At 64.7% G+C, this 12,655-nt stretch carries 15 protein-coding genes and 1 pseudogene; 9 read left to right on the top strand and 7 right to left on the bottom strand.

The genetic code is table 11. The annotated features are described in order from the left end of the window. Positions 1-185 precede the first annotated feature (185 nt). From T331_RS20500 to T331_RS0116125, 3 genes are read right to left on the bottom strand one after another with little or no spacing between them, the layout of a single operon-like run. Positions 186-1,154 carry a VOC family protein gene (locus T331_RS20500; RefSeq protein WP_244876994.1) on the bottom strand — a complete coding sequence of 323 codons (969 nt, stop codon included), beginning with the start codon at positions 1,152-1,154 and terminating at the stop codon, positions 186-188. Next, complete coding sequence (locus T331_RS18780; protein WP_244876993.1) at positions 1,088-1,501, bottom strand: VOC family protein; 414 nt, start codon at positions 1,499-1,501, stop codon at positions 1,088-1,090. Before T331_RS18780 ends, T331_RS20500 begins: the two co-directional genes overlap by 67 nt. A gap of 53 nt (positions 1,502-1,554) precedes the next feature. Beyond that, positions 1,555-2,418: an aldo/keto reductase family oxidoreductase gene (locus tag T331_RS0116125; protein WP_026440768.1), complete on the bottom strand. Its 864-nt coding sequence runs from the start codon at positions 2,416-2,418 to the stop codon at positions 1,555-1,557. A 96-nt stretch (positions 2,419-2,514) separates the two neighbouring features. Here T331_RS0116125 and T331_RS0116120 point away from each other — a divergent pair, with 96 nt between their 5' ends. Continuing rightward, positions 2,515-3,420, top strand: a complete 906-nt coding sequence (locus T331_RS0116120; protein WP_026440767.1) for a LysR family transcriptional regulator — start codon at positions 2,515-2,517, stop codon at positions 3,418-3,420. Positions 3,421-4,010: 590 nt separating this feature from the next. On the opposite strand, the gene T331_RS0116115 is transcribed toward T331_RS0116120, so the two are convergent. Genes T331_RS0116115 through T331_RS19665 form a run of 4 tightly spaced genes read right to left on the bottom strand, consistent with a single transcriptional unit; the run spans position 4,011 to position 6,735 of the window. Beyond that, positions 4,011-4,694, bottom strand: coding sequence for a GAD-like domain-containing protein (locus tag T331_RS0116115; RefSeq protein ID WP_026440766.1), 684 nt, complete (start codon positions 4,692-4,694; stop codon positions 4,011-4,013). A gap of 7 nt (positions 4,695-4,701) precedes the next feature. Further along, complete coding sequence (locus T331_RS19295) at positions 4,702-5,427, bottom strand: polymorphic toxin type 15 domain-containing protein (RefSeq protein ID WP_051622446.1); 726 nt, start codon at positions 5,425-5,427, stop codon at positions 4,702-4,704. Beyond that, positions 5,424-6,326: a DUF4123 domain-containing protein gene (locus T331_RS19290; protein ID WP_051622445.1), complete on the bottom strand. Its 903-nt coding sequence runs from the start codon at positions 6,324-6,326 to the stop codon at positions 5,424-5,426. Before T331_RS19290 ends, T331_RS19295 begins: the two co-directional genes overlap by 4 nt. Before the next feature lies 1 nt (position 6,327). Then, entirely contained in the window at positions 6,328-6,735 is a 408-nt protein-coding gene (locus tag T331_RS19665) for a PAAR domain-containing protein (RefSeq protein WP_081822299.1), read from the bottom strand. A gap of 614 nt (positions 6,736-7,349) precedes the next feature. On the opposite strand from T331_RS19665, the gene T331_RS0116085 reads away from it, so the two are divergent. The 8 genes and pseudogenes from T331_RS0116085 to T331_RS0116050 all read left to right on the top strand — a co-directional run. Beyond that, a complete protein-coding gene (locus tag T331_RS0116085; protein ID WP_026440764.1) occupies positions 7,350-7,619 on the top strand; it encodes a hypothetical protein in 270 nt (89 codons plus the stop codon). Continuing rightward, the gene (locus tag T331_RS0116080) at positions 7,598-8,317 is read left to right on the top strand and encodes a hypothetical protein (RefSeq protein WP_244876992.1); all 720 of its coding nucleotides are present in this window, start codon (positions 7,598-7,600) and stop codon (positions 8,315-8,317) included. The genes T331_RS0116085 and T331_RS0116080 overlap by 22 nt, the downstream gene beginning before the upstream one ends. 143 nt (positions 8,318-8,460) lie before the next feature. Beyond that, positions 8,461-8,850 (top strand): hypothetical protein, encoded by a 390-nt coding sequence (locus T331_RS0116075; protein ID WP_026440762.1) that lies wholly within the window; start codon positions 8,461-8,463, stop codon positions 8,848-8,850. Next, positions 8,847-9,473 carry a hypothetical protein gene (locus T331_RS0116070; RefSeq protein WP_026440761.1) on the top strand — a complete coding sequence of 209 codons (627 nt, stop codon included), beginning with the start codon at positions 8,847-8,849 and terminating at the stop codon, positions 9,471-9,473. The genes T331_RS0116075 and T331_RS0116070 overlap by 4 nt, the downstream gene beginning before the upstream one ends. 206 nt (positions 9,474-9,679) lie before the next feature. Next, positions 9,680-9,916 carry a helix-turn-helix transcriptional regulator gene (locus T331_RS0116065; RefSeq protein WP_155992760.1) on the top strand — a complete coding sequence of 79 codons (237 nt, stop codon included), beginning with the start codon at positions 9,680-9,682 and terminating at the stop codon, positions 9,914-9,916. Between the two features lie 152 nt (positions 9,917-10,068). Continuing rightward, complete coding sequence (locus T331_RS0116060; RefSeq protein WP_026440759.1) at positions 10,069-10,461, top strand: Arm DNA-binding domain-containing protein; 393 nt, start codon at positions 10,069-10,071, stop codon at positions 10,459-10,461. A gap of 93 nt (positions 10,462-10,554) precedes the next feature. Continuing rightward, positions 10,555-12,081 (top strand): annotated as a pseudogene (gene istA, locus T331_RS18765) (IS21 family transposase). Next, positions 12,071-12,655 (top strand): ATP-binding protein (locus tag T331_RS0116050; protein WP_035180515.1); only part of this gene is annotated, 585 nt, incomplete at its 3' end. The pseudogene istA and the gene T331_RS0116050, both read left to right, overlap by 11 nt.

Here is a 12,655-nt window from a genome sequence, read left to right as displayed (position 1 = left end):
CATCCGCCCGATCGCACGCGCGCTGATGCCCTCGCTGGCCAGACGTAATGTGTATCGTATCTGCCTCATCGTCAGCTCTCTCTTCGCCGGCATCCGTCTCTCCCCGTGAGTGTTCACGAGGCGCAAATGCCCGAGTTGCTGACCCACCCGAAAACGCCGGAAATAGCCCCGCCAGGTGGCCGGATTTAAATCGGAATCCTGGCCGGCTTCATCTCGGAATGGTGGCCGACATCAAATCGGAATCCCCGGCCGGCTTGCCTCGGAATCCGCAAGGCCCGGGCCATGACAGCTTCGGCCTTGCCTCGCCGGTCTGCCTGGCGCCGTTTGCTCTGCCCCGGGAGAAAGGCTGCCCGGGCCATGCGGTAGGCCTCAGCGGGATAGGTCTCGGCTAGGACCACGCCGGGTGTGTGCGCCAATTCCTCCAGCGTGCCGTCGAACGGCCAGAGCTTCGAGCCCCGCAGCAAAGCTGGCCGGATCACCTCGCTCCAGCCGGTGAGCGCGCCCTTGCCTACCTGGTTGCCGCCCAGGGTCCAGAATAGGGAGCATGCCGCTTGGCGGTGCTCGGTGCAGCGCTCGCAGACCCGGAGCAGATCGTCGAAGCTGGCCACGCCCAGGCCTGCCACCAGCTCCGTGCGCGAGACGCCCTTGGTGGACATAAGCGGGTAAAACGGGCGCGTAAGTCCGATCTCCGTCGGCAGCCGGGCCACCTCGGAAAAACGGCTCCAGGCTTCGCCGCTCAGTGCGGATAGCATTTCGCGGAAGCTGCGGAATTCGGTCTGGGCGCCGTATGCAATCGGCACGCCGATGGGGAAATCGAAGCCGAGCAGGACGCGCTGGATGGCTGCATCCGCGAAGGCGGCGTCAACGAAGGCGGCAACATTGCCGACGGGTTCAGGGGCTTCCACAAGCCAGCGATCATCCTGTCGCCTCGCTGAAGCGGACCAACGCTTGGCCGTGCTCACGCTCCAGTCAGCATGTGTCAGTCGCTCAAACACCGGCTGTTGTCCGGCCACCGGGGCAGGGCGGCAGATTGCTGGTCGCTCGCCGATGTCTTCGGCCAGCCTGAGCAGGTATCCGTCCGGGTCCATCACCAGGAACTGGCGCTGGCCGACCTCGACCTCGCCGGCGCGGTACCATGCCTCCTCAGGCACCATGACAGCGGCCAATCGGCTCCGGCCAGGCGGCCCAGAATGGGCCGGAGCGCCGGCACCTCGATCTGGAAGTTGATGCCGCGGCCCAGCGGCGCCTCAAGCGGTCCTGTCACCCACTGGCGCTCCCCCGGATCACGCTGCTCCAGCATGACCTGGGCGCCGTCCAGGTCCAGATAGGCGAAGCCGTCCTCCGGCCGGTCGTACGCCACGGAAAAGCCGATCAGGTCTCGCCAGAAGCGCAGGCTCGCCTGCAGGTCGGAGACGACAAGTTCAGGTACCAGCTTCGCCAGCTCTCCATGCGCCCCTCCCGCGTTCGGCGGTACGGTTGCATGGAGGTTTAGCGGGAGCAAGGAGTGTCTCTCCGGGCGCTGAGCAGCGATTGTGATCAACGGCGGCTGCTCTCTCAGAAAGAATTGAGTGCCGCCATTGCTTCCGGCGGCAGGCGCAAATTGGCCGCCCCAAGATTTTGGGTCAGATGCGTGACCGAAGACGTGCCAGGAATCAGGAGGATATTGGGAGAACGCGCCAGCAGCCAAGCGAGCGCCACCTGCAACGGCGTGGCGCCCAATTCCGACGCTACCTTATTCAGCCGCTCCGATTGCAACGGGGAAAAACCGCCCAGCGGGAAGAAGGGTACATAGGCGATGCCCTGGCGGTACAGCGTATCCACCAGCGCGTCATCGTCGCGGTGGACGAGATTATAATGGTTCTGCACGCAGACGATAGGCACGAATGTGCGCGCCTCTTCCACTTGTTTGGCCGTGGCGTTGCTGATGCCCAAATGCCGGATCAGCCCCTGGCGCTGCAGGTCCGCCAGCACGGTGAAATAAGGCTCCACCGTGCCTTCCGCAGGGGCATGGCCGTCATCGCCCCATAGGCGCATATTCGCGACCTCGATGTAATCCAGCCCCAGATTGCGCAAATTGTCATGCACCGCCTGGGTGAGGTCACTCGGGCTATTGGCGGGCAGCCAGGCGCCATCTGGCCCGCGCCTGGCGCCGAGCTTGGTGACGAGCGTCAGCTCTGGTTCGTAGGGGTGCAGCGCCTCGCGGATGATCTGGTTTGTCACCTGCGGGCCGTAGAAATCGCTGGTATCGATATGGTTCACCCCAGCCTCGATGGCGGCGCGCAGCACGTCGATGGCGGCGGCACGGTCCTTGGGCGGGCCGAACACGCCAGGCCCAGCGAGCTGCATGGCACCATAGCCCATGCGGCGCACAATCCGGTTGCCGAGTTGATAGGTTCCGGCTTGGTCTAGATTGGTCATTCCTGCCTCCTGCGATGAATACGGGCAAGAGCTAAGGGTTGACGGAATGCGCGATAAGTAGATCAAATCGGTACAGGCTGTACGGATTTTCGGACAATGAAGTCGGGTTTACAGGACATCATGGCCTTTCTCGCCGTGGCGGAGGCCGGCGGATTTCGTGAGGGTGGACGGCTGAGTGGCGTTCCGGCTTCCAGCCTGAGCGAGGCGGTGCGCCGGCTGGAGGCGCGGCTGGGCGTACGATTGCTCCATCGTACCACGCGCTCAGTGGCACCGACGGAGGCTGGGGCGCGCCTCGCGGAGCGGTTGCGCCCGGCGCTGGGCGAGGTGGAGGCGGCTCTGGATGTGGTGAATCATTTCCGCGACCGTCCGGCGGGCACGTTGCGGCTGAACGTGCCGGGCAGCGCCGCGCGGCTGGTGCTGCCTCAGATCATTACCCCCTTTCTGCAAGCCTATCCCGACATCAAGCTGGAGGTTATGGTGGAGGACGGTTTCGTGGACCTGCTGGCGGCGGGTTGTGACGCTGGAATCCGTTACGACGAGCGACTGGAGCAGGACATGATCGCCGTCCCTATCGGCCCGCGCGTGCAGCGCTTCGCCACTGCGGCGGCACCCTCCTATCTGGCGGCCCATGGGAAACCGGGCCATCCGCGTGAACTTTTGAATCACGCCTGTCTGCGCGGGCAGTTTGCGAGCGGAACGATACCGGTCTGGGAGTTTGAGCGCGATGGCGAACTGCTGCGCGTGGAACCCGGCGGGCCGTTGTTGGTGCGTCTGGGCGCAGCGGTGGAATTGGCGGTGGACGCGGCGGTGCGCGGCCTCGGCGTTATCCACCTCTTCGAGGGGTGGTTGAGGCCTTATCTGGACAGTGGGCAATTGCAACCGGTGTTGGAAGATTGGTGGCAGAGCTTCAGCGGCCCGTTTTTGTATTATCCAGGCCGTAGGTTGGTGCCGGCGCCGCTTCGAGCCTTTCTGGATTTCATTCGTATCGGCTCGACTATTTGAAAGTCACCATCAAAGCCCGTTTCAACATGGTGCCGGGGGCTTGTATCCGCGATGTTCAAATTGCTCGACTGGTCGCGAGGTTCCTTGTCATCCACGTTCCTCGCTGGGTGCGGGCTGCCAAGTGGGCTTCCCACCGGGCGAAGTGCGGCGTTCCGGGGCCGTTGAGGGGATAGTGGTGGGCGGCCCCAAAACGCCAGCGGGCCGGTCCATGTGGACCGGCCCGCTTTCGCTTGATTTTCAATGAATTCATTGGCGCGCTCGAAGAGATTCGAACTCCTGACCCTCAGATTCGTAGTAGGTTCGAAACGAAATTTCGAGGCCCCTTGCTCGCCTCTGCGGGCCGCGAATGACCCCGCTTGGCCATGCCGGCGGTCATGTTGGATGTGGGCTGCACCCCCTGTTGGCTCCAATCTGCCGCTCTTCGCCGCCACCCGCCCGAGGGGATTGTGAGGGGAAGTCGGTGGGAAGCTGGAGGGGCGGTCAGGCCCAGCGGCCGGAGCGTTTCCATCGGTTGGCGGCCATGCCGGTGCGGTCTAACATTGGCGCAACTTCGCCTTGGAGAAATGCCTCTGAACGGCAGGCCTCTGCTCTCAGCCTGCGCCCAGCCGCCGCAGGACGACGATCTTGGGGTTCTCCGTGTCCATGTATCGTAGCTCAATCGGTTCTAGCTGGGCGATGATGGCGAAGTGTTCCGCGGCGCGGACCTTGCGCACTTCGTCCAGCACACCGAGACCGCCCAGTCCGACCGCCGGGAAGAACCCGTAGCATTCGCCGTAGGATAGCTTCCCGCACTTCTTCAGTGCTCGGTCGAAGAGTGGCTTCGCTGTCCCGTGCTCGAAAAAGTCGTTTCCTGAATCAACACCACTTAGATCCGTTGGAAGAGAACGATCTGCTGCCAAGACTGGGTGTTTGGGAGAAATGTGATCTGTGTAAGCATATTTGTGTACCAAATTAATACTCAAGGCGTAATTTTTGTTGTTCCAGATGAGAAGTTTCCCGAACGCACCATACCCGATCAACACCGAGCTCTCGGCGGGGAAGTCCGGGTCACCCTTGAGGATCAGATTGACTAAGCTCTGGTAGCGATCCGGGCGCACGAGTTGGAAGCGGCCATCGAGCCAAGTCCCGGCACCGTACTCTTCCCAGAAGTCCAGCATAGACTGCGGAACCCGGCCCCGGTAGGCTTCCCGCACCTCTGCGGGCACCGGCTCTCCATCGGCGGGTGGGCCAAATTCCTCAATGCAGTACAGGAAGTCTTCATTGAGCTTGGTCATGGTCGTGTCAGTCCTCACAGGGTTCAAGCCTGATATTCATCTTCTCGTCGCCGCGCTGCAAAGCCTTCTTCACCGCGTCCTTCAGCGTCTGCACACGGCTCTTCCATTGTGAGCCGAGCGAGCGGTTGACCGAACTGTTGCCCATCCCCATCGGGTCATCCTCCCCGCCGCCGGCGATGCTGTCCAGGGCATGGGTGGCATCCAATTGCTTCATTTCTTCGGCGGTTTGGGCTTCGGCCATCTGCTTGGCTTCTCTCGCGCCATATCCTTGCTCCTTGTACTGTCTCCTAAGTTCGGTCGAACGCTTTTGCTGAAAGTCTTCTCTCGTCTCAGCCCGCTTCGCGGCATCTCCCTCGGGCCTGTAGCTGCCCGTGTCCGCCTTGCGCTGGCTAGCCGCATCCAGCCTGTCCTGCATCTGCTGCGGCGTCTGGCTGTTGATCAGGTCCTGCTGCTCCTGCAACTGCTTCTTTGTCTCCGCCTCGCTCTGTCCGGCGGGCGTGTTGAAGCACGGGAGCGCGTCGCCGCATTCCAAACAGGGTTCAGAAGCGTCAGAGTCCTTGAGTTGCTCGTCGGCCTTCTCGTTGGCGTTATGAATGGCTTGCCCCAGTTTCGCAGCCCCATAGCCAAGCGCCGTCCCAACGATTGCACCGACAACGATGCCAGCCGCAACCCCAATCGGTCCGCCGACGGCACCAATTTCTCCGCCCGTTTCAGCCCCCGCAAAAGCACTCACCAGGAACGCCCCTCGCGCGACATGATATACGCCATGGCTTGCATCATTGATTTTATCGCCTCGTCCGGGCCGCCTGGCCCCTGAGCCAGAGCCGCCCGTACTTCGGCAGTGCCGCTGAATTGCCCCTTGGTCAACAGCATCAGATACGAGAACCGTCCCAGCCCGCGTTCGGTGTTGAGGCCCAGCGCACGACCTTGCGCCTCACTCCGCGCAATGAAACCCAGCAGCCCGGCCTCATCCATGCCTCTTGTATGCTCCGGTGCGGCGTCGCGCAGACAGGAAGCGATCGCCCGGTGCGAGCGCGCTGTCATCGCCCCGGAGAGCGCCTGCATCTGGCCATCGTCCAGCACCAGCCGACCGCGGGCGGGCTCTGGCCAGTCCGCCCGGCGCTTCGCCTGCAACGCCCCCTCCGGCGCCGCGACCGCCAGCGCCGCCGCCGGGCCGAACAGCCGGGCGCGCTGCGCCGGGGTCAGCACCGGCAGGATCATCGCCAGCACGCCCGGGTCCCAATGGCGGAACATCACCGTCCGCTGCGCCGGCGCGAACGGGTCCGGCGCAGCGCCTTGGGCCGGCGGCGGGGCTGGAATCTCCACCAGGTTCAGTGTGCGCAGATGCCGGTAGAGGGCGGGCTCGTCAGGCGCCTCCACCCGCCAGAACACGGCGGCATCCTCGATGCCTTCGATGCGCAGCAGGTTGCGCAGCCGCCGCTCGTTCAGCAGCGCCAGATGCGGGCCGGCGCGCACGATTCCGGCATTGCCGCGATATTCCAGAAACAGCGCGCGCGCCTCGATATCGATCTGCCTCAGCAAGGCGGGCAGATCGTCATATTTCGCCCCATCTAGCACGGCGAAGACCGGGCGCGGCCATTCCGCCAGAATGTCGGCAAGTCCGGCCGCCATGCTACCCCATGCTCATGAAGGGAGCGCCCGCCGCCGCGGCCTGGCGCGGGCAGGGCGGGGCGGCCGGCCCGGCGCCCACCGCCCCCGCATTGCCGCCGCCACCGCTGCCGCCGCTCTCGCCGATCAGCACCGTGAAGCAGCCCAGCGCGATGACGCCACCATGCGACATCTGGTCGCCCATCCGCGCCGCCGGCATGCCGCCGATCAGCACGGTGGAGGAGCCCATCGCCACCGTATCAGGCGGGCCGACGCACACCGCCATGTCGGAGACGCGCGCGGCGGGCAAGCCGCCGACCAGCACGGTCGGGCAGCCGGGACCGGAGACGGGTCCGCCGACATGCGGCACGGGGCCATTGCTGGCCGGGCAGGTGTGCATGTCCGTCAATCGCGCCGCGGGCTTCCCGGCCATTCATTCGCCCCTCGATAGAACCGGGTGCAACCTAGGCGGGCTGGCGGCGCGGGTAAATAACACCGTTCATTACGAGGTGGTCATCTGGCGGCAGGGGCGGGATGGAGCCATCTGGAAGATGGTGCCCTGTCGGTGCAGATTTTCGGCTGTCCTGGTCTGCTTTGTGTCCTCTGGAACCCGTCCATGAAAAATGCCGCGCCAAGCCCACCTGGGCTTTGGGCGGTTTTTGCGGGGAAACGGCACGTCTGCCTGGGCGATGGTATGACACTGGGGAAGGGGAAGGCTCTTAAAAGCCTTCCCCTTCCCCAGTGTCATGTTGCCCGCACTTTTTTGCCTAAGTTGGGAGCGATCCGTCTCTCCCGGTCTTCAACCACCGAAGGCCGGCGGTGGACCGGAACGGGATGACAGGGCGCTTGAAGGCGCCCTGCCAGCCCGTTCTCCGCCTTCGCCAACCAGGGCGCGGCGGTGCCCAGATTGGGCCGCATGTCATGCCTCCGCCCGCGCTGTGCGGGCCAAGCAACCCCAGACGGCGCGGAACGGCCAGCCTTTGATGGCTGACCATCCCGCGCCTTGGAGACACCGACATGACTCAAATCCCAGCCCAGCTCCGAACCTTGGACGAACTGGTCCGCCAGCACGCGGAGGGCCACGATCTGCCGCGGCACGTGCCGCATGTGCGCCTGGCCGACGCCCTGGCGCGCGGCGACGACCCTCTGCATCTGCTTCCATACTTCGCCGATCTGGACAGGAAGGTTGAGAACCTTGAAGATCTTCTCAGCGCCTGCGCCGATCCCGGCGAAGAGGAAATCGAAGCCTACCGCGTCGAGCAGGGAATTGCCGTCTACCTTGTCACGGATGGGCAATGGGCGGTCTTCACCAAATGAAGGAGGCGGCCATGGAAACCGGCACCCAGACCGCATCCGCCAAGCCCGCGTTCGCCGCCAGGGGCGGAAGCGGCCGCGACGTTGTCGCGTGGCGCGCGACCAGCGCCGGGCGCAACGTCGCGCTCATCACCACCGAGCTGATCCCGGGCCGGCCGCTGCGCCTTTGGGGCGCGGCGGCCGAAACCTCAGACGGCGGCGTGTTCATCCGCCTTGCCATCCTCGGCCCGTATGACGGCTGGAGCGTGACCCAGCTTTTGGCCGTGGCGCTGGCCAGATTCGAAGCCGAGCAGGCGCATTCCGGCGAAGCAATTTTGGCCGATATCGTGCGCCATCTGGATCGCGCCGCCGCAATGCACCGCGAGCCGCAGGATGGCTGGGCGGTGCCGCCGGTCTCCTTCGAGCCGGCGCCGCCGGGCAGTCCGGCGTCGCCGTTCCCGTGGAGCCTGGCCAGGGCTGGGCAGTTCTCGATTGCCTTGTGCCCTGACGCGGAGGCGCGGCAGCGCGGCGTCACGCCAGAGCAGCTTTTGGTCCTGATCGACATGGCGCTGACCAGTTGGCTGCCGGTTACGTCCTGGCGGCGGAGCTGCTGGGAAACACGCCGTGAGGTGCGCGCGGCGCTGGCGCTGGAAGCCGCGCGGGCGAAGGCGCGGTGGGCGGCGCATGTGGCGGATTGCGATGCAGAGCCGGCCCCGGGCTGAGCCGGGTGGCGCATCGGCGCCGCCGGTCAACCGCATGTGATGCTCTCGCCCAGGCCGAGGCCGGCCCGGGCGATCATCCACCCCGAACGAGCAGGAGGCCCCGCCCGCCAAGGCGGGGCTTCCCGCGTCTGGAGCCCCATCACATGGACCGACACGAGACCCACACGCTGGAGGAATTGCTGCGGCGCTATTCCAGCATCGAGAAGTTGCCTGACGTGCAGCGGATCAAATTCGACGATGCAGTGCGCACCGGCGAAGACCCGCTCAGCATCGTCAAGTATTTCAAGACGCTCGGCATCGCGGTGCGCGAGCCGGCGGACCTCTTCTTGCGTAACGATGCACTTGACGAAGAAGAAATCAACGCTTTCAAGATTCCGCAGGGCGTGGCTGTCTCCGTCGAAAGCGATGACCTGTGGCTGGTGTTCGAGGTCGACAGCGCCGGCCCGTCTGACCTGTCCAACGGAACCGAAACGGAATCATCCGCCAGTACGGCGACGCCTGTTGCGTGCGCTGAAGGAGGCGCAGGCCAATGATCGACTTCGACGAGAAATCCATCGTCGCCGTGCGCCGCACTGGAGACGGCGAGCGCTTCGCCTTGTTCACCAACGCGGATGTGCAGGCCTTTTGGGAGCAGAAATTCTGGACGGTGGCGCTGGACACCGGCGGCGACGGCTTCGGCCTGCCGGTGCGGTACGGCACGGTCAGCTCCGCCCCGGTGGGCTGGACCTTGCGCCAGTTGATCCTCGTGGCGCAGGCGCGCGCGGCGCTGGAATATGCGCGGGTGCCGGATGGCGGCGCGCTCGCCGTGCTGGAGGCGCTGGGCAAGGCGGTCAGGCAGATGCAGGCGGGCGAGCCGCTCGGCGCCGGGGTGGAATTCTGCCCCGGCGGCGTGGCCTCACCCTACCGCTGGACCAAGGCGCGGTGCGGCGATCTGGCGATCGAGCTCTGCCCGGATCCGGAAAGCCGCCAGGAGGGCATTGTGCCTGAGCAGCTCCTCATCGTTGCCGACGAGGCGCTGCGGGATTGGGCCGCGCGGGCGCCGTACATCTCGCGGCTCTGGACCTGCCGCAACGCCGTACGCGAGGCTCTGGCCGCCGAAATTCGCCGCGTGCGGATCGCGCGCCTGGTGGCGGGTGAATCCGGCGAGGGCGGATAGGGCAGGGGCGGAAAGGACGACCGGCGGGCTGCGCGGGTTGATCGCCAACGCGCCTTGGAGGTTTTGAACCTTCAAGCGCGGATCTGCCATCTTCCTCACCGGCCAACGCGGATCAGCGCTGGCCTTTGGCGGCAAAGTTGGGCGGTCGAACACCTCCATGGACGAGCCGGGGCAAGCCCGCCCCGGCGCCAGACATGGAGACAGACATGACAAGCAAGATCGCCACCAGCACCGAGACCGCCGAGCCGCCGGCGCCGATGAAGCTGCTCACCGCCCGCCAGGCGGGGGAGCTGCTCGGCGTCTCGCCGGAGACGCTGGAGCGCTGGCGTGGCGCCGGCACCGGCCCAGCCTACATCCGGCTCACCGGCCGCTACATCCGGTACCGCCAGGACGATCTGGAAGCGTTCATCCAGAACGCCCGCCGCAACAGCACCGCCGGGTGAGCATCGCCCACCTGCCGCTCTCGGCCCGGTGCCGGAAGCGGCACGTCCACCTGGGCGAGATGCCAGCGCGTCAACCGGGCGGGCAAGCTCCAAGACCCCGATGCCCCCCATGCCCATCCACCTCATCCATCCAGCCAACGGAAAGGAAACCAATGGCCGCGATCACGATCACCCGCACCATGATGCAGAAGCTGCCGCCCCTGCCGGAGGGTGCGGCCAAGGCCCGCATCTTCGACGACCGGCTGGTCGGCTTCATCGCCGAGCAGCGCAGAAGCACCGTCACGTTCTACTTCCGGTACAAGGACGCGCGCGGGCGCCAGCACGAGGTCCGGCTGGGCCGCCTCGGCGACGTCACCGTCGACCAGGCCCGCAGGCGCGCCGAGCAGCTCAAGGCCGAGGTCAGCCTGGGCGGAGACCCGGTGGCGGAGAAGGCGAAGCTCAAATCCGTGCCCACGGTGGAGGAATTCGCCCGGGACAGATACCTGCCGCACGTCCGGGAGCGCCAGCGCTCCGCCCACAACGTCGAGGCTGTTGAGTGCCACTGAGAATTGACCCTTTAGGCGCGGAATTTTCACTGAGACCTGACCCATGTTTTGACCCCTCCCTGGCTTTGATCAGGGGATTTAGGAGTGATCGACATGGCGTTATTGAGCGTAATTCGTCGCTGGCATCTTCGGCAGCATATCCCGATCCGTGAGATTGAGCGGCGTACCGGATTGTCGCGGAATACGATCCGCAAATATTTGCGGTCAGATGCGGTGGAGCCGCAATTCAAGCTCCCCGATCGGCCAAGCAAGTTGGACCCTTTTGCTGAGAAGCTGACGGGGTGGCTTCGGCAGGAGGCTAGCAAATCACGTAAACAAAAGCGCACGGCAAAGCAGTTGCACGCTGATCTTGTGGCGCTGGGCTATGACGGTTCCTATGGGCGCGTCGCGGCCTTTGCCCGTGGCTGGACGGCTGATCGGCTGCTTGAACAACAGACCAGCGGCCGCGGAACCTTCGTGCCGCTGGCCTTTGCGGCCGGCGAGGCGTTCTAGTTTGACTGGAGCGAGGACTGGGCGGTGATTGCTGGCGAGCGGACCAAGCTGCAGGTGGCGCATACCAAGCTGTCGCATAGCCGGGTATTTATCGTCCGGGCCTATCTGCTGCAGACCCACGAGATGCTGTTCGATGCCCTGGCCGAGGCGTTCCGGGTTCTTGGAGGCGTTCCCCAGCGTGGCATCTTCGATAATATGAAGACCGCCGTTGACCGGATCGGCACGGGCAAGGCCCGGCAGGTCAATGCCCGCTTTGCCGCCATGGCCAGCCACTATCTGTTCGAGACGGATTTTTGCAATCCGGCATCGGGCTGGGAGAAGGGTCAGGTTGAGAAGAACGTGCAGGATGCACGGCGCCGGCTATGGCAACCATTGCCCAGTTTTGCTGATTTGAATGCGCTCAACGCCTGGCTTGAGGCACGCTGCATTGAGCAATGGGGGCAGATTCAGCATGGGGTTTTGCCGGGCACCACCGCCGATGCGCATGAAGCTGAACGGGGCCATCTGATGCCACTAGGGCGTCCCTTCGATGGCTTTGTCGAGCACACCAAGCGTGTGTCGCCGACCTGCCTCGTGAACTTTGAGCGCAATCGCTACAGCGTGCCGGCATCCTTTGCCAACCGGCCGGTGAGCCTGCGGATTTACCCGGAACGGATCGTTATCGCCGCCGAGGGACAGGTGTTGTGCGAGCATGCCCGGATCATCGAGCGATCCCATTACCTGCCGGGACGAACGGTTTACGATTGGCGACATTATCTCGCCGTCATCCAGCGCAAACCAGGGGCTTTGCGCAATGGTGCGCCGTTTGCCGAGTTGCCTGAAGGCTTTAAGCAACTGCAAGGCCAGCTGCTCAAGCGATCTGGTGGTGATCGGGAGATGGTCGAGATCCTGGCCCTGGTTCTCCAGCATGATGAGCAGGCCGTTCTATGCGCCGTCGAGCTTGCACTTGAAGCCGGCGTTGCGACCAAGACTCATATCATCAACGTTCTGCACCGGCTGACCGACGGCAAGGCCCCGCCGGCGCCCCCGATCGACGCCCCTCAGGCCCTGCGCCTGGCACGAGAACCGGTAGCCAATGTTGAGCGCTATGACACCCTTCGTGACAGGGGACAGCGCCATGCGTCATGATCCCGCCAGTGCGGCCGTGGTGGTGATGCTGCGCGGCCTTAAAATGTTCGGCATGGCCCAGGCTGTTGGTGACCTGATCGAACAAGGTGCGCCTGCCTTCGATGCGGCCGTGCCGATCCTCTCGCAGTTGCTCAAGGCGGAGATGGCCGAGCGCGAGGTCAGGTCCATCTCCTACCAGATCAAGGCGGCCCGGTTCCCTGCTTACAAGGATCTGACCGGCTTCGACTTTGCCGCCAGCGAGGCCAATGAGGCTCTGATCCGGCAATTACACCGCGGCGAGTTCATGGATGGTGCCGACAATATCGTGCTGATCGGTGGCCCCGGAACCGGCAAAAGCCACGTCGCCACCGCCTTGGGCGTGCAGGCGGTCGAGCATCACCGCAAGAAGGTCCGGTTCTTTGCCACCGTTGATCTGGTCAATGCGCTTGAGCAAGAGAAGGCATTGAACAAAGCAGGCCAGCTGGCCGAACGCCTACTGCGCCTCGACCTCGTAGTCCTCGATGAGCTCGGATACCTGCCGTTCAGTCCGTCAGGCGGCGCGCTGCTCTTCCACCTGCTCTCCAAGCTCTATGAG

It is taken from the genome of Acidocella facilis ATCC 35904 (assembly GCF_000687875.1).
GTDB classification, from domain to species: domain Bacteria; phylum Pseudomonadota; class Alphaproteobacteria; order Acetobacterales; family Acetobacteraceae; genus Acidocella; species Acidocella facilis.
This window is presented reverse-complemented; position numbering and strand designations above follow the sequence as displayed.

Coding starts and splice junctions, on each gene's coding strand:
- T331_RS20500 (WP_244876994.1), bottom strand. CDS start 1,154: ATGGTGCCTGAGGAGGCATGGTACCGCGCCGGCGAGGTCGAGGTCGGC.
- T331_RS0116125 (WP_026440768.1), bottom strand. CDS start 2,418: ATGACCAATCTAGACCAAGCCGGAACCTATCAACTCGGCAACCGGATT.
- T331_RS0116120 (WP_026440767.1), top strand. CDS start 2,515: ATGAAGTCGGGTTTACAGGACATCATGGCCTTTCTCGCCGTGGCGGAG.
- T331_RS0116115 (WP_026440766.1), bottom strand. CDS start 4,694: ATGACCAAGCTCAATGAAGACTTCCTGTACTGCATTGAGGAATTTGGC.
- T331_RS19290 (WP_051622445.1), bottom strand. CDS start 6,326: ATGGCGGCCGGACTTGCCGACATTCTGGCGGAATGGCCGCGCCCGGTC.
- T331_RS19665 (WP_081822299.1), bottom strand. CDS start 6,735: ATGGCCGGGAAGCCCGCGGCGCGATTGACGGACATGCACACCTGCCCG.
- T331_RS0116080 (WP_244876992.1), top strand. CDS start 7,598: ATGGGCGGTCTTCACCAAATGAAGGAGGCGGCCATGGAAACCGGCACC.
- T331_RS0116075 (WP_026440762.1), top strand. CDS start 8,461: ATGGACCGACACGAGACCCACACGCTGGAGGAATTGCTGCGGCGCTAT.
- T331_RS0116070 (WP_026440761.1), top strand. CDS start 8,847: ATGATCGACTTCGACGAGAAATCCATCGTCGCCGTGCGCCGCACTGGA.
- T331_RS0116065 (WP_155992760.1), top strand. CDS start 9,680: ATGACAAGCAAGATCGCCACCAGCACCGAGACCGCCGAGCCGCCGGCG.
- T331_RS0116060 (WP_026440759.1), top strand. CDS start 10,069: ATGGCCGCGATCACGATCACCCGCACCATGATGCAGAAGCTGCCGCCC.